Origin of the sequence: Mycobacterium sp. E796 (assembly GCF_001672815.1) — a bacterium.
GTDB lineage: Bacteria > Actinomycetota > Actinomycetes > Mycobacteriales > Mycobacteriaceae > Mycobacterium.
In genome coordinates, this window is record NZ_LZKK01000269.1 from 1 (window position 1) to 23,557 (window position 23,557).

The window sequence follows — 23,557 nt, forward strand, 5'->3', positions numbered from 1 at the left end:
GCAGGGCGGCGATGTCGGCTCTGGTGCGGTCGTCACCGCGGCCGGGGTTGATGGTAACCACCGTTCCGCCGCCCAGCCCGGCGTGGCGGTGCGGATGCTGACGAGCGGGACGACGGGGCCGCCCAAGCGAATTGACCTCAGCTACGACATGCTGGCGCGCAGCGTGATGGGCCCCGACCCGGAAGCCGCCCCGGCGCCAACGCAGCTGCGCCGCGGTGTCGCGATCGTCAACTCGCCGCTGGTGCACATCGGCGGGGTGTTCCGGGTGCTGCAGTGCATCGCCGAGGCCAGACCCTTTGTGCTGCTGGAACGCTTCGAGCTGCAGGCGTGGGCCGAGGCGGTGCGCACCCACCGGCCCCGCACGGTGTCGCTGGTGCCGGCCGCGCTGCGGACGGTGCTGCACTCCGACCTGACGCGCGCCGACCTGGAGAGCATTCGCGCCGTCACCTGCGGCACCGCCCCGCTGTCGGCCGATGACGCCGACGCCTTCACCGAGAAGTACGGCATCCCGGTCCTCACCTCCTATGCGGCAACGGAATTCGGCGGCGGTGTCGCCGGCTGGACCCTCGCCGACTACGAAAAGCACTGGCAAGCCAAGCGCGGCAGCGTCGGACGAGCCAACCCGGGCGCACACCTGCGGGTGGTCGACGACGAGGGCGCACCGCTCGGGCCCGACCGGGTCGGCCTGCTGGAGGTCAAGCCCGGGCAACTGGGCCCATCGGCGAAATGGATGCGAACCACCGATCTGGCCCGCATCGACGCGGACGGCTTCGTCTGGATCGTCGGGCGGGCCGACCAGGCGATCATCCGCGGCGGGTTCAAGGTGATGCCCGACGACGTACGCGCCGCGCTGGAAGACCATCCCGCGGTGGCGGGCGCCGCCGTGGTCGCGCAGTCCGACGAACGCCTCGGGGAGACGCCCGTCGCGATGGTGCAACTGCGCCAGCCCGCGTCCGCCGACTCCGACACGCTGGTGCAGTATCTGCGAACGCGGCTGGCGCGCTATGAAATCCCCACCGAGATCGCGATCGTCGACACGATCCCGCGAACGCCTTCGGGCAAGGCCGATCTCAGTCAGATCAGGCTGTACTTCAGCGACGCCGCCGCCCATCGCGACCATGCCCGGTGATTCCCCCACGGTCGCCGAAGTCCTGCGGCAACAGGCCCAGTCCCGCGCGGAGCACACGCTTCTCGTGTGCGACGGCGACCGCATCGGCTACGCGGAGGCAGAGCGGCGCTCGGCGGAGCTCGCCCGCGGGCTGATCGCGCTGGGGGCGGGCAAGGGCACCCACGTGGGGCTGCTCTACCCGAACGGCATCGAATTCGTCGTCGGAATGCTTGCGGCCGCGCGAATCGGCGCGGTCGTGATCCCGTTCTCCACGTTCGCCACCGCTCGCGAGCTGCGCGAGCAGCTCGTCGACAGCGACACCGAGATCTTGCTGTCCGCCGGCTCTTTTCGCTCCCACGACTACGCGCAACGGCTGGCCGAGGCGCTGTCGCGCCCCGAGCCGGTCACCGATGAGCGGCTGTTCGCCGGCGCCGCGCCGCAATTGCGTCACGTCATCGTCAATTCCGACCATGCGTACCGGATAGCCCGCACCGTCGCACCCGGACTGCTCGCGGCGATGGAGGACGACGTCGACGGCTGCGATCCGCTGGCCATCGTGTACACGTCGGGCTCCACCAGCTCCCCGAAGGGCGTGGTGCACACGCACGCCGGCCTGCTCGCCCACCAGCGGAACCTCAACGAAATCCGCGGCCTGACCGTGGCGGACCGGCTGTTTTGCAACTCGCCGTTCTTCTGGATCGGCGGGTTCGCGTTCGGCCTGCTCGCCACGCTGGTCGCCGGGTCCACCCTGGTGTGCTCGAATGCCACCGACCCGGGCGCGACCCTCGACCTGCTCGAGGCCGAAAGGCCCACCGTCAGCAATGGTTTCATCGCTGGGATCGGGCACATCGCGGATCATTCGAGTTTTCCCGGGCGTGACCTGTCGTCGATGCGCCGGGGCAACCTGTATCCGATCATGGCGCCCGAGGCCCGGCCGGCCGACCCGGAACTGCGGCACAACATGCTGGGCCTGACCGAGGCCGGCAGCGTGGTGTTGATCAGTGGAGACGAATCCGACCAACCCGAACACCGCCGCGGATCCTTTGGCAAGCCGGCGCCCGGATTCGACACCAAGATCATCGAACCGGATGCCTCGGGCATCGGGGAGCTGTGCATCCGCGGGCCCTACGTGATGCAGGGGTATTACAAGCGCAGCCGCGAGGAGTGCTTCGACGCCGACGGGTGGTTCCACACGGGCGATTTGGTGCGCGTCGACGCCGACGGTTTTTTCTATTTCGCCGGCCGGCTCGGCGCGATGATCAAGACGGCGGGGGCCAACGTCTCGGCGGCCGAGGTTGAGGCGGCGATCGCCAAGGTCACCGGCGCCGAGGCTCACGTCGTGGGCATTCCGGACAAACGACGGGGAGAACTCGTCGCCGCCGTCGTCGCCCGTCCGGGTCTCGACGAAGCCGCGCTGCGGGAGCGGCTCAAGACGGAATTGTCAGCGTACAAGATCCCGAAGCGGTTCATCGCCCTGCCGCGCAACGATATTCCGCGGCTGTCGAGCGGAAAGGTCGACACCCAACGGTTGCGGAAGCTGTTCGATGCCTGAGCGCACCATCGACCAACTGGTGCGGTCTCGCGCCGCACGGCACGGCGCCAAGCCGGCGGTGATCGACCCGACGGCGCGGCTGAGCTACCGGGAACTCGACTCCACCACAAACGATCTCGCCGCGGTATTCGTCGACGCCGGCGTCGGCAAGGGCACCCGCGTCGGGCTGATCATGCCGAACAGCGTCCGTTGGGTGCAGGTGGCGATCGCCCTGACGCGCCTCGGCGCCGTGCTGGTCCCGCTCAGCACCCTGCTACGGCCCGGCGAACTGGTCGCGCAGCTGCGGGCCGCGTCGGTTCAATTCCTGGTGAGCGTGGAAGAGTTCCGTGGCCACCGGTACCTCGATGACATCGAGGCGGTGCCGCGACTGGAACTTCCCGCCCTGCGCCAGGTTTGGCCGGCCGACCGGCTCGACCACGCCGCTTCGAGCGAGCCCGCCCGCCGGATCGTCGGCGCGATGACCGAGACGGTCGCCGCCGCCGACCCGATGGTCATCATGTTCACCTCGGGCAGCAGCGGAACACCCAAGGGCGTCATCCACTCCCACGGCAACGCGTTGTCCGCCGTGCGGTCGGGCTTGGCGGCGCGCTGCGTCACGTCCGACACCCGGCTGTATCTTCCGATGCCGTTCTTCTGGGTGGGCGGATTCGGCAGCGGCATCCTGTCCACGCTGCTGGCCGGCGCGACCCTGGTGACCGAGGAAATACCGCGGCCCCAAACCACCCTGCGGCTGCTGGAATCCGAACGGGTCACTCTGTTTCGCGGGTGGCCCGATCAGGCCGAGGCGCTGGCGCGGCACGCCGACCGGGTCGGTGCCGACCTGTCGGCGCTGCGTGCCGGCAGCCTGGAAGCCCTGCTGCCGCCCGAGCGGCGGGCCCAACGCGGCGCGCGGGCGACGCTGTTCGGCATGACGGAGGCGTTCGGTCCCTATTGCGGTTACCCGGCCGACACCGACATGCCGCCCTCGGCCTGGGGCAGCTGCGGCAAGCCATTCCCCGGCATGGAGGTCCGCATCGTCGACACGAACAGCGGTGAGCCGGTTGCAGCGGGATCCGTTGGGGAGATCCAGATCCGGGGGCCACACACGTTGCGCGGCATCTGCCGTCGCAGCCGAGAGGAGCTGTTCAGCCGCGACGGCTTCTACCCCACCGGTGACCTCGGCCGCTTCGACGAGGACGGGTTCCTGTTCTACCACGGCCGGTCCGACGACATGTTCAAGGTCAGCGGGGCGACCGTCTATCCCAGCGAGGTGGAGCGGGCGCTGCGAGCGATCGACGGCGTCCAGACTGCCTACGTCATCAACGTGGCCGGCGACGCGGGCGAACGGGTCGGCGCCGCGGTGGTGTGCGCGCGCCCGCTGACGGCCGAGCAGCTGCGCGCGTCGGCGCGAAAGCTGTTGAGCGCGTTCAAGGTTCCGACGGTGTGGCTGTTACTGGGGTCCGACGGAGAGATCCCGCGCGGGGGCACCGGCAAGGTCGACGTTCGCCGGTTGCGGGAGATGTTGATCGAGGCGAATGTGCGCTAGGGAACCCGCGTCCAGGGCTGGCAGTTCTGCGACTCGAAGGCCTTGACCGAGGTGTTGATGTTCGCGAACATCGGGCCGACGGACATGTTCGTCTGGAGCACGTGGTCCTTGTTCGCATCGGGGGTGCCGTAGGTGAACCACGCGCACATCGAGTCCTGGGTCGGCACGTTGTTTATCCAGACCCCGAAGGCCGAGGCCGAACCGGCCGTTCGGTAAAGGCCGGGCGCGATGTCGGGCCCCACGACAAAGACACCGTTGCCGGGGATCGGATCCATCGGGTCGGCGACGGCGGGCGCCGCGAGCGGAATCGCGGCCACACATGCGACGAATACGGCCGCTGCGCGATGCGTTCGGGGCATTGTTCCTCGCTCTGTATTGTTTGCCCCCTTCGTGGCAGCCTAGGCCAGGCGTGGGTCGGCAACAACAGCTGTCCCGGCTCACCCAGGTGCCGGGTGACTCCCATTCGCCACGACCCCCCGCGCGGTGAGGTGATCGATGAGCGGGACGGCGCCCGCGGCAAGATGTTCCGACATCGCCGCCCGCGCGAGCTCCTGGTCATGCTTTTTCAGGGCGGACAAGATCCGGCGATGATCCTTGATCGACTGCTCTGACCACCCCTCGATGGCGGGGAACACCGATTCCGGTGCGTAGCGGGTGATCTGCGACATCAACTGGGCGAGCTTCGGCGAATCCGCGGCAACGTTGATGGCGCGGTGAAACTCGTGGTTGAGGCGCACGGTCCGCTCGGTGTCGTCACCGGCGTAGGCCTCTTCGAGCTCGGCCTGTATCTGCTTGAGTTCGCCCAGCTGCTCGTCGGTGATGTTGGCCGCGGCCCGGGCAGCCAGCTCCCCGCCGACGTAGCCCTGCACGTTGGCGACGTCGGTGACGTCGCGCCTGGTCACCGGTAACACCACAAAGCCGCGGTGCGGCTGCTGGGCGACCAACCCTTCCGCGCGGAGCGCGAACAGCGCCTCGCGCACCGGCGTGACGCTGATCCCCAGCTCGGCGGCCAACTGATCGAGGCGCACATACGTTCCGCTCGCGTAGGTGCCGTCGAAGATCCTTCTGCGCACGAAGCGCGCGACGACGTCGGAAAGTTGTGGCCGCGCACCGAATTCCGGGGTGGTCATCGCGTCACACCTGATACTCGGCGAGTAGCCGCTTGCTGATGATGGATTTTTGGATCTCGCTGGTTCCCTCGCCGATGAGGAGGAACGGGGCGTCGCGCATCAGCCGCTCGATCTCGTATTCCTTGGAATAGCCGTAGCCGCCGTGGATCCGGAAGCTCTGCTGGGTGACTTCCGAACAGTATTCGCTGGCAAGGTATTTGGCCATGCCCGCGGCGACGTCGTTGCGCTCGCCGGAATCCTTCAGCCTGGCCGCGTTGACCATCATCAGGTGCGCGGCTTCGACTTTGGTTGCCATCTCGGCCAGCTGGAAGGCGATGGCCTGGTGTTCGGCGATCGGCTTGCCGAAGGTGTGTCGCTGCTGGGCGTAGCGCACCGCGAGTTCGAAGGCGCGAAGGCCAATGCCACATGCGCGCGCCGACACGTTGACCCGGCCGACTTCGATGCCGTCCATCATCTGGAAGAAGCCCTGCCCGGGGGTCCCGCCGAGGATGTCGTCGGCGCTTGCCCGGTAGCCGTCGAAGATGAGCTCGGTGGTGTCGATGCCCTTGTAGCCCAGCTTGTCGATCTTGCCGGGTATCACCAGGCCGGGCACGACCTCGCCGAAGCCCGTTGGCTTTTCGACGAGGAACGCGGTGAGGTTGCGGTGCGGCTTGTCCGCGCCTTCGTCGGTGCGCACCAACACTGCGATCAGGGTCGAGCTGCCCCCGTTGGTAAGCCACATCTTCTGGCCGTTGATGATGTAGTCGCCGGCCGCGTCGCGCTGGGCCCGGGTGCGGATCGCGGCGACGTCGGAGCCGAGCTCGGGTTCCGACATCGAAAACGCGCCGCGCGACTCGCCGGTCGCCATGCGCGGCAGGAACCGTTGCTTCTGGGCGTCGGTACCGTGCTGGCGCAGCATGTAGGCCACGATGAAGTGCGTGTTGAGCACCCCCGACACGCTCATCCAGCCACGGGCAAGTTCCTCGACGCACAGCGCATAGGTCAGCAGCGACTCCCCCAGCCCGCCGTATTCCTCGGGAATCATCAGCCCGAACAGGCCCATCTCGCGCATCTGATCGACGATGGCCTGGGGGTAGGCATCGTCGCGCTCGAGCTGCGGCGCGTTGGGAATGACTTCCTTCTCGACGAATTGGCGGACCGTGGCGATGATTTCGGTCTGGAACTCGGTGAGGCCGAGGGTTTGGGCGAGCTTGGTCATGCGCTTTCCGTCCCTATCGTTTTGGCGCACGTCAGGCGCGCGATGTCCGCGGTCGTCAACCCCAAACGCTCAGCGAGCACGTCGGCGGTGTCTTGTCCCAGCGCCGGAGCCGCCGCGCTCGAGGGATGGGTGCCGTCGAACGCGGCCGGCAGGCCGGGGGCGAGGTACTCCCCGACGCCCGGTTGGTGCAGCCGGGAAAACAGCGGGTTGGCCGTCACCTTGGCGTCGGCGGCGGCCTCGGCGAAGGTGCGGTACCGCTCGAACAGCACCGTGGTCCCCGACAGCGCGGCGGCGACCTCGTCGGCCGTGTGGTCGGCGAACCATGTGCCGAACAGCCCGGAGAGGGCGTCGCGGTAGCGATAGCGGTCGCCCTCCGAGCCGAAGTCCACGCCCAGCGCCTCCTCGAGCGCCGACACCGCGGCAGCCGTGCCGGTCACCTCCACGAGGTCGCGAAAGTGCCTGCGCGTCAAGGTAACCAGCATGAAGCCGACCCCGTCGCGGGTGGTGAAGTCCTGCCCGTACTGGCCGTAGATCGCGTTGCCGAGCCGTTGGCGCTGTGTCCCGTTGACCTGTGGTTCGGTGAGCAGCCCGAGGTTGCCGGCCGTGGCCAGCGCGACGTCCTCCAGCGCCAGGCTGATGCGCGCGCCCGCCCCACTGTTGTCGCGGCGCCGAACGGCGGTGACGACGGCCAGCGCGGCGTACAGGCCGCAGCACACGTCCCAGGCCGGCAGTACGTGGTTGATCGGGCCGGCGTGCTCGGCCGGGCCCGTGACGAGCGGGTACCCGATGCCCGCGTTGACGGTGTAGTCCACCGCGGTGGACCCGTCGCCGCGTCCGAGCAGCTGGACGTGGATGACGTCGGAACGCTTGGCGGCCAACACATCGTGGCCGAGCCAGGACAGCCCGGCGGCGTTGGTGACCACGATGCCGTCGCCCTCGACGATCAGCCGCTGGACCAGCTCCTGGCCCTCGGCCGAGCGCAGATCGATGGTGGCCGAACGCTTTCCCTTGTTCAGGCCGGTCCAGTAGATCGACGTGCCGTCGGCGGCCAGTGGCCAGCGCTGGACGTCGGAGGCGCCGCCGATCGGGTCGACGCGGATCACCTGCGCGCCAAGCTGGCCGAGCGTCATCCCGCACAGCGGTGCGGCGACGAAACTGGACACCTCAACGATGGTGAGGCCGCTCAGCGGAGCGTTCACGACGGGGCGACCCGCTCGAAGACCGCGGCCAGGCCCTGGCCCCCGCCGATGCACATGGTCTCCAACCCGTAGCGTGCCTGGCGGCGGCCCAGTTCGCGCGCCAGGGTCGCCAGCATCCGGCCTCCGGTCGCGCCGACGGGGTGGCCCAGCGAGATTCCCGACCCGTGCACGTTGGTCCGGTCGTGGTCGGCGGCGCCGAAATTCCATTCGCGCATCACCGCAAGCGCCTGCGCGGCAAACGCCTCGTTGAGCTCGATGACGTCGATGTCGGACAGCCGCAGGCCCGCCTTGGCGAGGGCGACCTCGGTGGCCGGCACCGGGCCGATGCCCATGATGTTGGGCGCCACGCCCGCCGATCCCCACGACACCAGACGGACCAACGGCGTCAGGCCGCATTCGGCCGCCTTCTCCGGCGTGGTCACGACACACATCGACGCCGCGTCGTTCTGCCCGCTGGCGTTGCCGGCCGTCACGGTGGCCTCCGGATCCTCGCCCAGCAGAACGGGTTTGAGCTTGCTCAACGACTCCACCGAGGTGTCGGCGCGCGGATGCTCGTCGGTGTCGATCAGTTCCTCACCGTGGCGCGTGCGGACGGAGACCGGAATGATCTCCTCGGCCATGACGCCGTCCTTCTGTGCGGCAACCGCGCGCTGGTGCGAGCGCACCGCGAGCTCGTCTTGCTCCTGGCGCGAAATGCCGTACTGGCGGCGCAGGTTCTCGGCGGTTTCCAGCATCCCGCCCGGCACCGGGTAGTGCCGGCCACCGGCGGTGGTGCGTCCCCGCGCCAGCCCGTCGTGCACCCGGATCCCGCCGCGGGCGCCGCCCCAACGCATGTCGGTCGAGTAGAAGGCCACGTTGCTCATGCTTTCGCAGCCGCCGGCGATAACGAGATCGTGGTCGCCGTTGCCCACTTGCAGACACGCCTGGATCACCGCCTGCAGTCCCGACCCGCAGCGCCGGTCGACCTGCATCCCCGGAACCGTCACGGGCAGGCCGGAATCCAGCGCCACGACCCGCCCGATCGCCGGGGCTTCGCTGCTGGGATAGCAGTGCCCGAGAATGACGTCCTGCACGGAGTCGGGGGCGATTCCGGTCCGCTCGAGTAGCCCTTTGAGGGCGGCCACGCCCAGGTCGACGGCGGTCAGCGACTTGAACATTCCGCCGTAGCGGCCGATGGGCGTGCGCACGGGCTCACAAATGACGGTCTGACGCATGGTCGTTGCTCCGCTCAGATGTGCCGGCCGCCCGTGACTTCCATCACGGTGCCGGTCATGTAGGAGGACAGATCGGAGGCCAGGAACAACGCGACGGTCGCGACCTCGCTGGGCTCGCCGGCGCGGCCCATCGGGATCTCGGCCACCTTCTCGTCCCAAATGCGTTGCGGCATAGCCTCCGTCATGGCCGAGCGAATCAGGCCGGGAGCGATCGCGTTGACCCGAACCCCCAAGTAGGCAAGCTCTTTGGCCGCGGCTTTGGTCATGCCGACGATCCCGGCCTTGGCCGCCGAATAGTTGGTCTGGCCGATCATGCCGACCTTGCCCGACACCGACGACATGTTCACGATGGCGCCGCGCTTGTTTTCCCGCATGATCGCCGCCGCCAGCCGGATGCCGTTCCACGTCCCCTTCAGGTGCACGTCGATGACCTGATCGAACTGCTCTTCGGTCATCTTGCGCATCGTCGCGTCGCGGGTGATGCCGGCGTTGTTGACCATGATGTCCAGGCCGCCGAAGCGCTCGACGGCGGTCTGAATCAGCGCCTCGACCTCGGGCGCCCGGGTCACATCACAGCGGACGGCCAGCGCCACCTGGTCGCCACCGAGTTTGTCGGCCGCGGCCTGGGTGGCCTCGAGGTTGACGTCCCCGAGCACGACCCGCGCGCCCTCGGCGACGAATCTCTCCGCAATCGCGAAGCCCAGCCCTTGCGCACCACCTGTGACGACTGCAGTCTGACCGTCCAGCAACGACACGTGAATCCTGCCTCCCTCGCTTTGGCCCCGCCGTGGGTACCCGTCGGTCGAATATCATATTTCATATAGGATCACGCTCGGCGCCGGGTGCGCCGCGGCAAAGCGACAAACTTCGAAAGAGGAGCGCCCGCCTATGACGACTGCCGAAGTTCAGGAAGTGCCCGACGAGGACTTCCGGGAGATCCTCGCCCAGACCCGGCACTTCGTCCGCAGCGCCGTCGTCCCGCGCGAGCAGGAAATCCTGACCGACGACCGGGTGCCGGACGACCTGCGCGACCACGCCAAGAAGATGGGCCTGTTCGGGTATGCGATCCCCCAGCGTTGGGGCGGCCTGGGCCTGAACCTCGTCCAAGACGTCGAGCTGGCAATGGAATTGGGCTACACCTCGCTCGCGGTGCGGTCGATGTTCGGCACCAACAACGGCATCGCCGGACAGGTTCTGGTCGGCTTCGGCACCGACGAACAGAAGCGCCGCTGGCTGGAGTCGATGGCCTCCGGTGACGTCGTCGCCTCCTTCGCGCTGACCGAGCCCGGCGCCGGCTCCAACCCGGCCGGCCTGCGGACCAAGGCCGTTCGCGACGGTGACGAGTGGGTGATCTCCGGTGACAAGCGCTTCATCACCAACGCGCCCGTCGCCGACCTGTTCGTGGTGTTCGCGCGCACCAGACCGGCCGACGACCGGGGACCGGGGATCGCCGTGTTCCTGGTTCCCGCGGACGCGGCCGGCGTCCAGGTGGGCGCCAAGGACGCGAAGATGGGCCAGGAGGGAGCCTGGACCGCCGACGTCAGCTTCGGCGACGTCCGCGTCGGCGGCGACGCGCTGATCGGGGGCAGCGAGGACATCGGCTACCGGGCCGCGATGACGTCGTTGGCGCGCGGCCGCGTGCACATCGCGGCAATCGCGGTGGGCGCAGCACAACGCGCGCTCGATGAATCCGTGGCGTATGCGGCCACGGCGACGCAGGGCGGGACGCCGATCGGGAACTTTCAGCTGGTGCAGGCGATGCTCGCCGACCAGCAGGCCGGCGTGCTGGCCGGGCGCGCGCTGGTCCGCGAGGCCGCGCGGCTGTGGGTCAACAACGAAGACCGCCGGATCGCGCCGTCGGCGGCCAAGCTGTTCTGCACCGAAATGGCCGGAAAGGTAGCCGATCTCGCGGTGCAGGTGCACGGCGGCAGCGGCTACATGCACGGCGTTCCCGTCGAGCGCATCTACCGCGACGTGCGCCTGTTGCGGCTCTATGAGGGCACCAGCGAGATCCAGCGCCTGATCATCGGTTCGAACCTCGTCAAGGCGGCGCAGCGGTGAGCGGCAGGTTGGCGGGGCGGGTGGCCCTCATCACCGGGGCGGCGCGCGGCCAGGGCCGGGCCCACGCCGTTCGCATGGCCCGGGAGGGCGCCCACATCATCGCCGTCGACATCGCCGGCAAGCTCCCGTCCTGCGTGCCCTACGATTCCGCCACTCCCGACGACCTCGCCGAAACCGTCCGCCTGGTCGAACAAGAGGACCGTCGAATCTTGGCCACCCCCACCGACGTTCGCGACTTCGACGAACTCCGCCGGGTCGTCGAGGACGGTGTTGCCGCCTTCGGGCGCCTCGACATCATCGTCGCCAATGCCGGCATCTCGGCGCCGCAGGCGTGGAACGACATCACCCCCGAATCGTTCCGCGACGTCATGGAGATCAACGTGACCGGCACCTGGAACACCGTGATGGCGGGCGCCGACAAGATCATCGAAGGGGGCCGCGGCGGCTCGATCATCCTGATCAGTTCCGCCGCCGGCATGAAGTTGCAGCCGTTCATGGTGCACTACACCACCAGCAAGCACGCGGTCGCCGGGATGGCGCGCGCGTTCGCCGCCGAGTTGGGCAAGCATTCGATCCGGGTCAACAGCGTGCACCCGGGTCCGGTGAACACCCCGATGGGATCCGGCGACATGATCGCGGCGATGGCCAAGGCCATGGAAACCAACCCGCAGCTCGCCAACATGCTCACGCCCTTCCTGCCCGCCTGGGCGGCCGAGCCCGAAGACGTCGCCGACGCCGTCTGCTGGCTGGCCAGCGACGAATCGCGCAACATCACCGCCGCGCAGATCCCGGTCGACCAGGGTTCGACGCAATACTGATCGGCCCTCGCGGGGAATAGCCAACACGGATCGGCGTTGCTAGGCGGCATGAAAGCCTTCAGCGAAACCGAACGCCAGGAGTTCCTCGCCGATACCCACGTTGGCGTCCTGTCCGTCGCCGCCGACGGCCGGCCGCCGGCCAGCGTCCCGATCTGGTACGACTACACGCCCGGGGGCGACATCCGGATCATGACGGGCGCGTCGACCCGCAAGGCGCGGCTGATCGAGCGCGCGGGCGCGGTGACGCTGGTGGTGCAGCGCGAGGAGTTGCCGTACCAGTATGTGGTGGTGGAGGGCACCGTCGTCGACACCACCAAGCCGGCTCCGGCCGACGTGCAGGAAGCCATCGCGATCCGGTACCTCGGCGAGGAGGGCGCGCGCGCATTCCTCGCCAGCATGGAGGGCGTCGAGGAGGTGCTGTACACCATCCGCCCGGACCGGTGGCTGTCCGCTGATTTCACCGGCGACCTCTAGCCGAGCAGCTCAAGCGTCTCCAACTCGCGGATCGCCCGGCAGCCGCGGGTCAGCATCGCGAGCACCATGTCGTCGCCGCGCTCGGTTGCGGCGGCGAACGCGAATCCCAGCGCGGAGATCAGCGGTGCCTGCAGCACGCCGAGCCGGTAGTCGCGCCAGCACGTTTCGCGGTCGTAGCCGGTGACCCCGGAAGTCGTCAGCGCTCGGTGATAGTCGGCGACGAGGCCTTCCTCGAGGCCGGCGCGCAGTTGGGGATCCAGGCTGGTCGCGGTGAAGTAGGCGAGATCTCTGGCCGGCAGGCCGACGCCGAGCGTTTGCCAGTCGACCACGCTGACCCGGGTCCGGTCGGGGTCGAACAGCATGTTGTCCAGCCGATAGTCGCCGTGCAGCAAGGCGAACCGGTCATATTCGGCCAGCAGCCACGGGGCCACCAAACCCATTGCCGCCGTGAAGGTGTCCCGGTCTTCGGCGCTCATCCGATCGCCCAGCTTCTCGAGCGTGATGTCGGCGCTCATCTTGGCCACCTCGCCCATGCCGTTGGCACCGGCTCCGTCCGGTCGCCCGAATGCGATGCCTTCGAAGTCCAGCCAGACCGGATCGCACCAAGTGGGGGCGTGCAGGCCGGCCAGGGCGGTCACCGCAAGGCGCGCTTCGGCTTCGCCGCAGCCCGCAAGCTGGTCGCCCTGCACCGCCGGCGCCTGATCGGCCAGCAGCAGAGCGAAACCCATTGCGTCCTCGGTGATCTCGCAATAGAAACACTCCGGCGTCGGCACCTGCACGCGATCGGCCACGGATGAGTAAAACGCGCACTCGCTGCGATATCCGATGACGACTCGGTCGCGCACGGTGTCGTCCTGGGCGGGCAGCTTGATGACGAAGGTCTGCGGCAGGTCACCGGGATCCGTCGCGTAGCTGGCCGTGACCCGGTAGGTGGCGCCGGTCTGGCCGGTGCCGATGGCAACCACATCGACGCCCGACACCGCGACGGGCGCGCGCCGTTCGCTGAGCACGCCCGACAGCCACTCCGGGGTCACGTCGCCGGGGTACCGGGGGATCGACACCACCGCATCCATGAGCAGGCCTCCAGCGCTCCGACGGTCAATTGACCGATCAACTGTAAGGCATACGGCAAGAGCCGCGGTCAACCGCCGTGATCGACCGCGATGTGCCACTCCGCGGCCTCGCGCTGCTGGCGCCAGAATTCCTCGAAACGTCCTCCCGCGCAAAGCAGTTCGTCGACCGTGCCGTCCTCGATTATTTGGCCGTTGTCGACGAAGAGGACCCGGTCGGCGTGGCGAATGCTCGCCAGGCGGTGCGCGACGATCACCCGCGTGCGCGAACCCCGATCGGCGCTGAGCGCGTCGACCACCGCGGCCTCGTTTTCGGTGTCCAGGGCGCTGGTCGCCTCGTCGACCAGGAGCAACGGCGCGTCCTTGAGCAGGGCACGCGCGATGCTCACACGTTGCCGCTCGCCGCCGGAGAGCGCCGACCCGGCCTCGCCCACGACCGTGTCCGCGCCGTCGGGCAGCCGGCCGGTGAGTTCGTCGACGCGCGCCAGGGCGACGGCGCGCGCGAACTGCTCGTCTCCGGCGGCCGGGTTTCCGGCGAGGACGTTCTCGCGGATCGTGCCGTGGAACAGGTACGGATGTTGGAACACGACGCTGCTGGTCGCGCGCCGGGTCTCGGCGTCCAGCGTCGCCGCGTCGACACCGTCGATGAGCACGCGGCCCCGGGTCGGCTCGTGCAGGCCGGCGATCAGCGCCAGGATGGTGCTCTTGCCCGATCCGGACGGGCCGACGATCGCCGTCGTGGTGCCCGGCCGCAGCGAGAAGCTGAGCCCGTCGAGGGCCGGCGCGCTCGCCCCGTCATAGCCGAAACTGACGTCGTCGAACTCGATTTGCGGGGCCGGGGCGAGCCCGGGCAGCGTGGCGGCTCCGGCCTGCATGACGGGCGCGGTGAGCACGGACCGGATGCGGTCCAGGGTGGCGCGGGTGCCCTCGAGCGCGGGGGCCAGCTCGCTGAGGGTGGTGAACGGCTCGAGGTAGCGGGCGATCACGACGATCAGCGCGACGGCCTCCGGCACGCTGAGGGTCCCGCTCAGCGCCAGTGCCGTCGTTGTGGCCGCGAGCAGGATGAGGGCCAACTGGCTGGCGATGCTGAACAGCAGCTGACCCGGAACCTGCATGGCCAGCAGCCGCATCGTCGCCCCGCGCTGGGCGGCCAGCGCCTCGCCGACCAGGCTTCGGGCGGGCTCGGCGCGCCGCGCGGCCCGCAACGCCTGCTGGGTTCGCGCGAACTCGATGATCCGTTCGGTGAGCGCGGTGTTGGCCGCGGCGGCCGCGGCGTCGGCGCGGCGCGCCAGCCGCGTGGAGCCCCACAACGCGCCCAGCAGCAGCGGCACGCCGCCCAGCGCGGCCAGGCCCAGCTGCCAGGACACCGGCAGCAGCGCCAGCGCGATGGCCGCCGGCAGCAGGATCGCCGTGACGAGCGGCGTCAGCAGGTTGACCACCAGGCCCACGAGTTCCGGGCCCGTCGCCGCGATGGCCTGCCGCGCGGTCGCGGTGTTTTCGGCGGTGAACCAGTCCAGCCGCACTTCCGGAAGCCGGTCCGCCACGTCGTGCTGGCTGTGGTCGAGCACGGCGAAGCCAAGATCCAGGCCGATGCGCGCGGTCGCGGTGTCGATCACCCAGCCGGCCACGGTCGCGGCGGTGAGCCAGCCCAGCCACACCAGCGCGCGGCGCGGCTCGCCGCCGAACAGCGCGCCCACCAGTGGGACCAGCAGCGCCGTGGCCACCGCCCGCACCGCGACGGAGATCAGGGCGAGCGCGGCGTACGAAAACACCTTGGCGCGGCGCTCTTTGGGAACCAGGGCGATCCAGGTGCGGATCATCGCACCGACTCCCCGGCCGCGGCCGCCGGCACCGCGCTGCCGTGGCCCGTGTCCCACAGCCGGCGATAGCGTCCGTCCGCGGCGAGCAGCTCGTCATGGGTGCCGCGTTCGGCGATCCGGCCCTCATCGAGAACGACGATCTGGTCGGCGCGGGTGATGGTGTGCAGCCGGTGGGCGATCACCAGCACCGTCCGCTCCCGGGTGAGCCGGTTAAGCGCTTGCTGCACAAGGTATTCCGATTCCGGGTCAGCGAACGCCGTGGCCTCGTCGAGGATCAGCACCGGGGTGTCGGCGAGGATGGCACGAGCAATTGTCAGCCGTTGACGTTCCCCGCCCGACAGCCCGCTGCCCGCGCCCAGCATCGTGTCGTAGCCCTGCGGCAGTCGCATGATGCGGTCGTGGATTTGGGCCTCGCGCGCCGCGGCCTCGATCTGCGCGGCGGTGGCGTCGGGGACGGCCAGCGCGATGTTCTGCGCGACCGTGCCGTGCACGAGCTGGGTTTCCTGCAGCACGAAGCCGACGCGCGCGTAGAGCTCATCGGCGCTCAGCGACCGAATATCCTGTCCCCCAATGCGTATCGCACCCTGCTCGACGTCGTGGAATCGGGCCAGCAGCGCGGCCAGCGTCGACTTCCCCGAACCCGACGGGCCGACCAGCGCGGTCACGGTGCCGGGGCGCAGCGTCAGCGACACGTCCCGGATCACCGGAACGCCGGGGCGATAGCCGAAGCCGACGCGATCGAACACCACGGTCGCCGGTGGGTCGCCGTGAGGCCCACCCAGCCGTCGCACCTCGAGTTCGGGCTCGTCGAACGCGTTCTGCAGCCGCCGGGCCGCCAGCATCCCGGCGCGGATGCCACCGAGCCCGTAGGCGATGCCGAGCAGGCGCGCCCCGAAGGTGGTGCCCAGCAACAGGAACGGCAACAGGTCGACCGGATCCATCCGCCCGCCCGCGATGAGCAGGGTGCCGGCCGCCGCGATGAGCCACAGGAACGTCGAGGGACGGGTGGCCAGATCCATCAGCGTCTTCTTGCCGGCCAGGGGACGCTGCCAGGCCGCCAGGAACGCGACGTACTCGTCGAGGCGGCGCCGGAAGCTCGAGGCCGCGGCGCCGCCGAAGACGCGAATCACCGGCTGCCCCTCGAGATACGCGCCGGCCTCCCCGCTCATCCGCTCCGCCCAGCGCTGCGACTGGGGAATGCGTGGGCCGGACTGAATCGTGATCGACGACGTCAGCACCAGATAGACCAGGACGGGCACGAACAGCACCAACGCCACCCGCCAATCGACGACGAACAGATAGATGAGCACCGCCACCGGCGCGACGACGGCGGCGACCGCGTCCGGGATGGCGTGGGTGACCAGATAGTGCAGCGCCAGCGTGTCGTCCTGCACCAGCTGCTTGATCGAACCCGATCCGCGCGTCGTGAACCAGCCCAGCGGCAGCCGGGACAACTTGGTCATCAGCCGCGAGCGCAACTCGCCGGCGAAGCGCGCGTCGAGGACGTGCAGCCACAGCGTGAGCGCGGCCCCCAGCACGGTGCCGAGTCCCAGCAGCGAAACCGCCGCGACGCCCAGCGTCCACAGCCGCTGCTCGCCGGCGCCGGACACCAGCAGCCGCGCCAACTCGACCAGGAGAACGAACGGCGCCAGCTGCACCAGCGTGATCACCGCCTGCAGCACGCCGGAGAGGATGAGCGCCGATCGCAGCGGCGCGAGCAACCGACCCGCGCCCTGGGCGCGCCAGCTGCCACGGGGTGCCGGCGAAGGTATCGACGGTTCCGGTTGGGGCACTGGGGTTTCTGCGGTTTCCGGTTGGTCGCCGCGGGTGGTGCCCATGGCCCGCCCGGCACTCCAGTAGGCCTGGGCGTGAACCTCGGACTTGGGAAATCCGAACTCGTCGCGCAACCGCGTGCGGACGTGCTTGAGCGTCGTCGCCTCGGGCGTGGCCCACGCGTACCAGTTCGACCAGTCCCGGCTCTCGATCGCCGCGGCCAGCGACTTCTCGTCATGGCGAGCCACCCAATGCACCCGCAGCCGGGGGTGTTTCGCGAGCGGGATCAGCGTGTCATTGTCGTCGTGCTGCTCGAGGTACACCTCGATCGGGACACCGTCGGGGACGGTTCCGACGATTCCGTTGATCCCCGGGATGGATGCCGAGTCGCCGATCAGCAGGTAGCCGGCCGGCTGCTCGTCGGGCGCGTCGAAGCGCGACGAGCCCATCAACGACATGACCGCGATCGTCGCGCCGGGTTGCACGGTTCGCGCCCACGACGACGCCGGTCCCGCCGGCTCGTGCAGGACGACGTCGACGGCGAAGCGGCCGGCGGCGACGTCCGCCTCCGAGATCGTGTACGCGCGCTGGAACTCGGTGCTCGATCCGTCGGGGTCCGGGAACCAGAACCGCAGCCACGCCGCGGGTTCGGCCTCGACCTCGTCGAACAGCGTCGGTGATTGCATTCGCACCCGCACGAAATGCGGTGCGATGCGGACGGTTTCGATGACCGTCGCGGTGTGGTCGCGGGCACCGAAGGTGCGCAGCATCACTCCCTGGAATCCGCGCGCCATCAGCGGTCCGCCCCGACAACCTCTGTCTCAGCGATCAGCGGCGGCCGGCCGCCCCGACAAGACGCAACCGACTGCATTCAGCGACCCTCCGAGTAGGTAAGTAACCACAAACTAAGGGTTGCCTTACCAAAGGTCAACCTGGGGGGTGCCGGCTACGTCGCCCGCCCGGGCCCCGTAGCCTGGGTCGAGGTCCGGCTACGCCGCCTGCCCCGACCCCCGCAACTCGCGCAGGGCGGTGCGCAGGCCGCGCCGTTTCCCCGTCTGCGGATCGACGAAGCTTTCCCGCAGTCCCTCGCGGACGCGGAACTTCAGCTCCGAGCGCGTCTCGCGTGCGTCGTCGGGCGTCGCCTGCAGAAGTTTGTCGGGCAGGGCGAGCTTGAGGATCGTCCAGAACGTTTGCAGATATTGGCGGCCAAGGGATCCCGTGGTGTACGGCAGGTCGTATTTGTCGCACAGCTCACGCACCCGCACGGCGATCTCCGCATAGCGGTTGCTGGGCAGGTCGGGAAACAGGTGGTGCTCGATTTGGTAGCACAGGTTTCCACTAATGAAGGCCATCAGCGGGCCGGCGTTGAAGTTCGCAGATCCCAGCATCTGGCGCAGGTACCACTCGCCCTGGGTTTCGTTCTCGAACTCGTCGACGGTGAATTTCTCCGCGCCGTCGGGGAAGTGGCCACAGAAGATGACCATGTAGGCCCAGATATTGCGGATCAGGTTGGCGGTCATGTTGGCCTTGATGGTGCGCTTCCAGTTGCGCCCGGTCAGCGCGGGAAAGATGAGATAGTCCTTGCCCTCCTGCCGGACGAGCTTCTTCATGATCACCCGCAGATCCTTGGCCGCCTCGGCCCAGCTCTTCTCCTTCTTGCGCAGCTTCGCGGTCTCGATGTGGTGCAATGCGACGCCGTACTGGAAGAACGTGCCCAGCAGCATGTTGTAGATCGGGTTGCCGAGCATCCAGGGTTCCCAGGGCTCGTCGCGGGTGACGCGCATGATGCCGTAGCCGACGTCGGCGTCGAGGCCGACGACGTTCGTGTACTTGTGGTGGACGAAGTTGTGGGAATGCTTCCACTGGACGCTCGGGCAGGTGGTGTCCCACTCCCACTCCGTCGAGTGGATCTCCGGATCGTTCATCCAATCCCACTGGCCGTGGATGATGTTGTGGCCCAACTCCATGTTCTCGATGATTTTGGCCATGGCGAGCATGGCGGTGCCGCTGAGCCAGGCGAGCTTGTTGTGGCTGGCGAACAACACGATTCGACCGCCGGCGGCCAAGACCCGCTGCAACTGAATTGACCGGCGAATGTATCGGGCGTCGCGCTCACCGCGGGACTCCTCGATGTCGGCGCGGATGGCGTCCAGTTCCTGCGCGAGCTGTTCGACGTCCTCGGCGGTCAGGTGCGCGTATTCCTTGATGTCGGTGATTGCCATGAGTCCCCCTAGATCTTGATGGTGCAGTCTCCGGATGCCGTGGAGATGCAGGTTTGAATGCGGTCGCCCGCGCCGTGTTCGGTCCCCGACCGAAAGTCGCGCACGTGCCCGGCCTCCAGTGGCAACACACACGTCTGGCAGATGCCCATCCGGCACCCGAACGGCATTTGGATGCCCACCCGTTCGCCGGCCTCCATAATCGATGTGGCGCCGTCGATTTCGACCGTCTTGTCGGAGATGGCGAAGGTGACCGTTCCGCCTTCGCCGCCCTTGTCCGTGGCGGCGATAGTGAAGCGCTCCATGTGCAGCTGACCGCTGCAGCCAGCGCCTTTCCACGTCTCTTCGGCGGCGTCCAACAAGGAGTTCGGGCCACACACCCAGGCCGGGCGGTCCTGCCAGTCGGGCACGATGTCGGCGAGGTCGCCGAATTCGAAGTGACCCTGAGTTTTGGTGAGCTGCAGGTGAAGTCGATATCCCGGCTGCGCCTTTTCCAGCTCGCGCAGCTCGTCATGGAAGATCACGTCGTCGGCGCTCGGCGCCGAGTGGATGTGCACGATGTCCGCCTGCTGTCCGCGCGACTTGAGCGTGCGCAGCATGGCCATCACCGGGGTGATGCCACTGCCGGCGGTGATGAACAGGATCTTGGCCGGCGCCGGGTCGGGCAGCGCGAAGTCTCCCTTGGGTGAGGCCAGGCGCACGATGGTGCCCGGCTTGACGCCATTGACCAGGTGCGTCGACAGAAAGCCCTCGGGGGTGGCCTTGACGGTGATGGTGATGTTCTTGTTGTCGCGGCGCGGGATCGACGTCAACGAATAGGAGCGCCAGTGCCATCGGCCGTCGATCCGCAGGCCGATGCCGACATACTGGCCGGGCTTGTACCGCCCCGAAAATCCCCAGCCGGGCTTGATCGTGACGGTCGCCGAGTCGGCGGTCTCGGGTCGAACGTCAACGATGAGGCCGCGCAACTCGCGCGCCGACCACAGCGGGTTGAGCAGCTTGAGGTAATCGTCAGGCAGTAGCGGGGTGGTCGCCCGGGCGGCCAGCCCGCGCGGCACATTGACCCAGGATCTGGCGGTCTGGACGCCCTTCGCGGGCGCCGTGCTCCATCGAGTGAGGCTGCGAAGCGGAGAAACCATAAGTCATCCCAGCGGTCTGATCGAGGTTTCCGTGGGCCGGTCGGCTCACGCTCCCCATCGGCTTCCCGCCCGGCGCGTTCGATAAACACGTGTTCGCTGAACCGATTTGCGGCCGAGTCCCGATGTACCTCGAAAATGGCGTTCTAGCTGCGCATTCAAGGTATCGCGCATGGATCTGCGCGCCATTGAACACAGGGTCAATTTGTGAACGCGCGTAAGTCCCGTCACGGGGTTACGATCAGCTCCAAATCCGTTGGAACAAAGGTGTTTTCATGGCGGAGCCACCGACCTACCTCATCACGGGCGCCGGCGGCGGGGTGGCGGGCATCAGCCCGCAGGTGGTGGCCAGGCTGCTCGGCCGGGGCGAGTCGGTTCGCGCCATGGTGCACCGCGACGACGCGCTGCGCGCGCAGGGCGCCGAGGTGATCGCCGGGGACCTAACGAATCCGGTCGACGTCTTCGCCGCGATGTCGGGCGTCACCCGGATGTTCTTCAACATGAGCGTCTCGCCGGATTACCTGCAGGCCACCACGGTGGTGTGCGCGGCGGCTGAGGAGCTCGGGGGCCTGGAAGTGTTGGTCAACATATCGCAGATGACGGTCTCGCAGATGACCGCCACCAGCACGGCGGAATCCAAGCATCAACGCCTGCATTGGCTCGCCGAGCGCGTGATCAATTGGTCGGGCGTCCGGGCGGTGCACGTCCGGCCGACCGTCCTGCTGGAAAACCCGCTCTTCGGGCTGTTGGCGGCCCGCTCGATCCGCGAAACCGGCCAGCTGTCGCTGCCCTTCGGAAGCGGGCGGACCTCACCCGTCGCCTCCAGTGACGTCGCCGACGTCATCACCGCGGTACTGGAGGCACCACGGGACCATCTTGGCGCGGTCTACGAATTGACCGGCCCTGCAACGCTTTCCGTCGAGGAACTTGCTGAGCAGTATTCGGAGGCCCTGGGCCGGCCCGTGACCGCCGTCCGGCCGTCCGACGACGAGTGGCTGCGCGAGCTCGGCGGACTGGGGATGCCGCCGCACGTGGAGCAACACATCGCCACCATGGCGCGACTGCACCGCGAGGACCGCTACAACCGGTCGACCGATGATGTCGAACGCCTCATCGGCCGTCCCGCGGAGTCGGTGCGGCACTACGTCGAACGGCACCGCGAACTGTTCGGGTGATCAGTCGCCGTCTACGGCCAGGTCGGCTTCGGACTCTTTTCGCTTCAGCTGGGCCAGCTCTCGATCCTCGGCTGCCGCCTGGCGATGGCGGGACGCGGATTTGCGGTGCAGCTCCGAGTCGGACACGCCTTGTGCGACGGTCACGTCTTGCACCTGCGCGACTCGCTCGTGCTGGAGCGCGGACTCCTCGAAGCTGCGGGCCGCCGACAGGCCTGCAAGGGCGGCCCGTTCGCGAGCCGCGGCGGCCCGGCTTTCCGCGCGGTCGATGGCTTGCTCGAGTGGGTCCTGTGCGGTGGCCATGACGCGCCTTCCTAATTGCCGTTCAACGCGGTTACCCGCGAAGTGGGCGACGAAACGTGGGGCGTTTGGCGCCGACGCGATGCCGTGTCGGGCTGGATTATCGACATCGCCCTTCCGACTTATCCGGTCAGGAAGACGAGCCGGAATTTGCCGATCTGCACTTGATCGTTGTTCGCCAGCACCGCTGAGTCCACCGCCCGACGGTTAACGTATGTGCCGTTGAGGCTTCCGACGTCGGCGACGGTCCAGCTACCGTCCTCTGCGAGGCGAAACTCGGCATGACGACGGCTCACGGTGATGTCGTCCAGCAGAATCTCGCTGTCGGGATGGCGTCCCGCCGAGGTGACTGGCTGATCGAGCAAGAACCGAGAACCTGCATTCGGGCCACGCTTCACGACCAGCAGTGCCGATCCGCTCGGCAATGCTTCGACAGTTTCCGCCACGGTAGCGGACGAACCGTCATCAGATTCATCGAGGAACTGGTCGCCAAAGTCCGCAGTGGTCTCGCCAGCTGCTTCAGTGAGGTTCCGGTCGTCGTCGCGGTTCACGTGCCGGTCGCACCGCCCGGCACTCCGGCCTGGTTTGCATGATGCCAGCCCACTTGGGCGGCTCCTTTTACCTAAATGCTCGGGCACGCTCAGATGCCCAATTAGATAGAAGAGGTACCCAGATTGGGAGCGTGTTATGCCCTGGGTCGGCTAAGGGAGTTGAGCCAACCCGTCTAGCCAGTAACCGTTATTTGGCGCGTGAACATCGGTGCGGGCGGAGGGACTCGAACCCTCAAGCTCTTTCGAGCAATGGCACCTAAAACCATCGCGTCTGCCAATTTCGCCACGCCCGCGGCGGAGCCGATCGTACCGCGTGGCTTCGACGAACTCGTCGGGTCGAAATCGTGAGCGGTACGGTCAAGTGGTGTCCACTAGCCGTCGTCGCAGGCCCGCGCTGATCGCTTTGGTGATCGTCGCGGCGTGTGGCTGCCTGGCCCTGGGCTGGTGGCAGTGGACGAGGTTTCAGTCGGTCTCGGGGACATTTCAGAACCTGGGCTACGCGCTGCAGTGGCCGCTGTTCGCCTGGTTCTGCGTCTACGCCTACCGCAAGTTCGTGCGCTACGAGGAGGAGCCGCCGCAAGCGCACAACACCGCCGAGATGACCGAGATCCCCGCGGGCCTGCTGCCCGAGCGGCCCAAGCCGGCACCGCCACCGACCGACGATCCCGCGCTGCGGGAGTACAACGCCTACCTCGCCGAGCTCGCCCAGAAAGACGCCCAGAAGGAGAACAGGACCACCGCATGAGCACGCCCGAGACACCCGCGCCCGCCTTTCCCGTCGAGAAGATCCGCACCGCGTTACTCGCATACCGGGTAATGGCGTGGACGACGGGTCTCTGGCTCATCGCGCTGTGCTACGAGATCGTCTCGCACCTGGCGTTCCACCACGAGATCCGCTGGATCGAAGTGGTACACGGCTGGGTGTATTTCGCCTACGTGTTGGCGGCGTTCAACCTCGCGATCAAGGTGCGCTGGCCGATCGGCAAGACCATCGGCGTGCTGTTGTCCGGGACCATCCCGCTGCTCGGCATCATCGTCGAGCACTTCCAGACGAAGGACGTCAAGGCGCGCTTCGGGCTTTGAGTCACATCTGCCACTTTCATCTCTCCCGGCGGCGACACACTTTCTGCCCGCCTCATAGCGACTCCGGTTGAGGGCCTGTCGCTCACTGGTGGACAGTGTGTCGGTCGGTGGTTTCTGAATGGGTTGCTTTCACGATGATGTGTCGGTAGCCCCG

Annotated in this window: 22 protein-coding genes and 1 tRNA gene; 9 read left to right on the top strand and 14 right to left on the bottom strand. The window is 68.1% G+C overall.

All coding sequences use genetic code 11. The features are described from left to right. The 3 genes from A5706_RS20985 to A5706_RS20995 form a co-directional block, all read left to right on the top strand. The coding region (locus A5706_RS20985) for an AMP-binding protein (protein ID WP_068134724.1) at positions 1-1,129 on the top strand (1,129 nt) is incomplete at its 5' end. Continuing rightward, a complete protein-coding gene (locus A5706_RS20990; RefSeq protein WP_068134728.1) occupies positions 1,119-2,660 on the top strand; it encodes a class I adenylate-forming enzyme family protein in 1,542 nt (513 codons plus the stop codon). The genes A5706_RS20985 and A5706_RS20990, both read left to right, overlap by 11 nt. Further along, entirely contained in the window at positions 2,653-4,185 is a 1,533-nt protein-coding gene (locus A5706_RS20995) for a class I adenylate-forming enzyme family protein (RefSeq protein WP_068134730.1), read from the top strand. Before A5706_RS20990 ends, A5706_RS20995 begins: the two co-directional genes overlap by 8 nt. Here the strand turns inward: A5706_RS20995 and A5706_RS21000 are convergent. The 6 genes from A5706_RS21000 to fabG all read right to left on the bottom strand — a co-directional run bounded on the left by A5706_RS21000 (position 4,182) and on the right by fabG (position 9,681). Next, positions 4,182-4,544 carry a hypothetical protein gene (locus A5706_RS21000; RefSeq protein ID WP_068134733.1) on the bottom strand — a complete coding sequence of 121 codons (363 nt, stop codon included), beginning with the start codon at positions 4,542-4,544 and terminating at the stop codon, positions 4,182-4,184. The genes A5706_RS20995 and A5706_RS21000 overlap by 4 nt on opposite strands. Positions 4,545-4,622: 78 nt before the next feature. Beyond that, the gene (locus A5706_RS21005) at positions 4,623-5,315 is read right to left on the bottom strand and encodes a GntR family transcriptional regulator (RefSeq protein ID WP_068134737.1); all 693 of its coding nucleotides are present in this window, start codon (positions 5,313-5,315) and stop codon (positions 4,623-4,625) included. Positions 5,316-5,319: 4 nt separating this feature from the next. Then, positions 5,320-6,513, bottom strand: a complete 1,194-nt coding sequence (locus A5706_RS21010; protein WP_068134742.1) for an acyl-CoA dehydrogenase family protein — start codon at positions 6,511-6,513, stop codon at positions 5,320-5,322. Further along, positions 6,510-7,712: a CoA transferase gene (locus tag A5706_RS21015; RefSeq protein ID WP_068134745.1), complete on the bottom strand. Its 1,203-nt coding sequence runs from the start codon at positions 7,710-7,712 to the stop codon at positions 6,510-6,512. Before A5706_RS21015 ends, A5706_RS21010 begins: the two co-directional genes overlap by 4 nt. After that, positions 7,709-8,926 (bottom strand): acetyl-CoA C-acetyltransferase, encoded by a 1,218-nt coding sequence (locus A5706_RS21020; protein WP_068134749.1) that lies wholly within the window; start codon positions 8,924-8,926, stop codon positions 7,709-7,711. The genes A5706_RS21015 and A5706_RS21020 overlap by 4 nt, the downstream gene beginning before the upstream one ends. A 14-nt stretch (positions 8,927-8,940) precedes the next feature. Then, positions 8,941-9,681 (bottom strand): 3-oxoacyl-ACP reductase FabG, encoded by a 741-nt coding sequence (gene fabG, locus A5706_RS21025; RefSeq protein WP_197517912.1) that lies wholly within the window; start codon positions 9,679-9,681, stop codon positions 8,941-8,943. Between the two features lie 133 nt (positions 9,682-9,814). On the opposite strand from fabG, the gene A5706_RS21030 reads away from it, so the two are divergent. From A5706_RS21030 to A5706_RS21040, 3 genes are read left to right on the top strand one after another with little or no spacing between them, the layout of a single operon-like run. After that, entirely contained in the window at positions 9,815-10,987 is a 1,173-nt protein-coding gene (locus A5706_RS21030; protein WP_068134753.1) for an acyl-CoA dehydrogenase family protein, read from the top strand. Then, a complete protein-coding gene (locus tag A5706_RS21035; RefSeq protein ID WP_068134755.1) occupies positions 10,984-11,805 on the top strand; it encodes a mycofactocin-coupled SDR family oxidoreductase in 822 nt (273 codons plus the stop codon). The genes A5706_RS21030 and A5706_RS21035 overlap by 4 nt, the downstream gene beginning before the upstream one ends. A 48-nt stretch (positions 11,806-11,853) precedes the next feature. Then, positions 11,854-12,279 (top strand): pyridoxamine 5'-phosphate oxidase family protein, encoded by a 426-nt coding sequence (locus tag A5706_RS21040; RefSeq protein WP_068134758.1) that lies wholly within the window; start codon positions 11,854-11,856, stop codon positions 12,277-12,279. Here A5706_RS21040 and A5706_RS21045 read toward each other — a convergent pair. From A5706_RS21045 to A5706_RS21065, 5 genes are all read right to left on the bottom strand, one after another. Continuing rightward, positions 12,276-13,352 (bottom strand): phosphotransferase family protein, encoded by a 1,077-nt coding sequence (locus A5706_RS21045; protein ID WP_068134761.1) that lies wholly within the window; start codon positions 13,350-13,352, stop codon positions 12,276-12,278. The genes A5706_RS21040 and A5706_RS21045 overlap by 4 nt on opposite strands. 68 nt (positions 13,353-13,420) lie before the next feature. Continuing rightward, a complete protein-coding gene (locus A5706_RS21050; protein WP_068134784.1) occupies positions 13,421-15,169 on the bottom strand; it encodes an ABC transporter ATP-binding protein in 1,749 nt (582 codons plus the stop codon). Beyond that, positions 15,166-17,736, bottom strand: a complete 2,571-nt coding sequence (locus A5706_RS21055; protein WP_068134764.1) for an ABC transporter ATP-binding protein/permease — start codon at positions 17,734-17,736, stop codon at positions 15,166-15,168. The genes A5706_RS21050 and A5706_RS21055 overlap by 4 nt, the downstream gene beginning before the upstream one ends. A gap of 195 nt (positions 17,737-17,931) precedes the next feature. Beyond that, positions 17,932-19,164, bottom strand: coding sequence for a fatty acid desaturase (locus tag A5706_RS21060; protein WP_068134766.1), 1,233 nt, complete (start codon positions 19,162-19,164; stop codon positions 17,932-17,934). Positions 19,165-19,172: 8 nt separating this feature from the next. Continuing rightward, complete coding sequence (locus A5706_RS21065) at positions 19,173-20,300, bottom strand: ferredoxin reductase (protein WP_068134769.1); 1,128 nt, start codon at positions 20,298-20,300, stop codon at positions 19,173-19,175. A gap of 272 nt (positions 20,301-20,572) precedes the next feature. On the opposite strand from A5706_RS21065, the gene A5706_RS21070 reads away from it, so the two are divergent. Further along, positions 20,573-21,472 (top strand): NAD(P)H-binding protein, encoded by a 900-nt coding sequence (locus tag A5706_RS21070; RefSeq protein ID WP_068134772.1) that lies wholly within the window; start codon positions 20,573-20,575, stop codon positions 21,470-21,472. Here A5706_RS21070 and A5706_RS21075 read toward each other — a convergent pair whose 3' ends face one another. From A5706_RS21075 to A5706_RS21085, 3 genes are all read right to left on the bottom strand, one after another. Then, positions 21,473-21,772, bottom strand: a complete 300-nt coding sequence (locus A5706_RS21075) for a hypothetical protein (RefSeq protein WP_068134774.1) — start codon at positions 21,770-21,772, stop codon at positions 21,473-21,475. It lies immediately after the preceding gene. A gap of 119 nt (positions 21,773-21,891) precedes the next feature. Then, complete coding sequence (locus A5706_RS21080; RefSeq protein WP_068134777.1) at positions 21,892-22,320, bottom strand: FHA domain-containing protein; 429 nt, start codon at positions 22,318-22,320, stop codon at positions 21,892-21,894. A 209-nt stretch (positions 22,321-22,529) separates the two neighbouring features. Continuing rightward, a tRNA-Leu gene (locus A5706_RS21085) sits at positions 22,530-22,613 on the bottom strand. Positions 22,614-22,684: 71 nt separating this feature from the next. Here A5706_RS21085 and A5706_RS21090 point away from each other — a divergent pair. After that, entirely contained in the window at positions 22,685-23,065 is a 381-nt protein-coding gene (locus A5706_RS21090) for a hypothetical protein (protein WP_068134785.1), read from the top strand. Continuing rightward, positions 23,062-23,403 (top strand): DUF3817 domain-containing protein, encoded by a 342-nt coding sequence (locus tag A5706_RS21095; RefSeq protein ID WP_068134781.1) that lies wholly within the window; start codon positions 23,062-23,064, stop codon positions 23,401-23,403. Before A5706_RS21090 ends, A5706_RS21095 begins: the two co-directional genes overlap by 4 nt. The last annotated feature ends 154 nt before the right edge of the window (positions 23,404-23,557 follow it).

What these genes read in the sequence shown, in the direction of transcription:
- A5706_RS20990 (WP_068134728.1), top strand. Translation starts at nt 1,119, where the DNA reads ATGCCCGGTGATTCCCCCACGGTCGCCGAAGTCCTGCGGCAACAGGCC.
- A5706_RS20995 (WP_068134730.1), top strand. Translation starts at nt 2,653, where the DNA reads ATGCCTGAGCGCACCATCGACCAACTGGTGCGGTCTCGCGCCGCACGG.
- A5706_RS21000 (WP_068134733.1), bottom strand. Translation starts at nt 4,544, where the DNA reads ATGCCCCGAACGCATCGCGCAGCGGCCGTATTCGTCGCATGTGTGGCC.
- A5706_RS21005 (WP_068134737.1), bottom strand. Translation starts at nt 5,315, where the DNA reads ATGACCACCCCGGAATTCGGTGCGCGGCCACAACTTTCCGACGTCGTC.
- A5706_RS21010 (WP_068134742.1), bottom strand. Translation starts at nt 6,513, where the DNA reads ATGACCAAGCTCGCCCAAACCCTCGGCCTCACCGAGTTCCAGACCGAA.
- A5706_RS21020 (WP_068134749.1), bottom strand. Translation starts at nt 8,926, where the DNA reads ATGCGTCAGACCGTCATTTGTGAGCCCGTGCGCACGCCCATCGGCCGC.
- A5706_RS21030 (WP_068134753.1), top strand. Translation starts at nt 9,815, where the DNA reads ATGACGACTGCCGAAGTTCAGGAAGTGCCCGACGAGGACTTCCGGGAG.
- A5706_RS21040 (WP_068134758.1), top strand. Translation starts at nt 11,854, where the DNA reads ATGAAAGCCTTCAGCGAAACCGAACGCCAGGAGTTCCTCGCCGATACC.
- A5706_RS21045 (WP_068134761.1), bottom strand. Translation starts at nt 13,352, where the DNA reads ATGGATGCGGTGGTGTCGATCCCCCGGTACCCCGGCGACGTGACCCCG.
- A5706_RS21050 (WP_068134784.1), bottom strand. Translation starts at nt 15,169, where the DNA reads ATGATCCGCACCTGGATCGCCCTGGTTCCCAAAGAGCGCCGCGCCAAG.
- A5706_RS21055 (WP_068134764.1), bottom strand. Translation starts at nt 17,736, where the DNA reads ATGGCGCGCGGATTCCAGGGAGTGATGCTGCGCACCTTCGGTGCCCGC.
- A5706_RS21060 (WP_068134766.1), bottom strand. Translation starts at nt 19,164, where the DNA reads ATGGCAATCACCGACATCAAGGAATACGCGCACCTGACCGCCGAGGAC.
- A5706_RS21065 (WP_068134769.1), bottom strand. Translation starts at nt 20,300, where the DNA reads ATGGTTTCTCCGCTTCGCAGCCTCACTCGATGGAGCACGGCGCCCGCG.
- A5706_RS21070 (WP_068134772.1), top strand. Translation starts at nt 20,573, where the DNA reads ATGGCGGAGCCACCGACCTACCTCATCACGGGCGCCGGCGGCGGGGTG.
- A5706_RS21075 (WP_068134774.1), bottom strand. Translation starts at nt 21,772, where the DNA reads ATGGCCACCGCACAGGACCCACTCGAGCAAGCCATCGACCGCGCGGAA.
- A5706_RS21095 (WP_068134781.1), top strand. Translation starts at nt 23,062, where the DNA reads ATGAGCACGCCCGAGACACCCGCGCCCGCCTTTCCCGTCGAGAAGATC.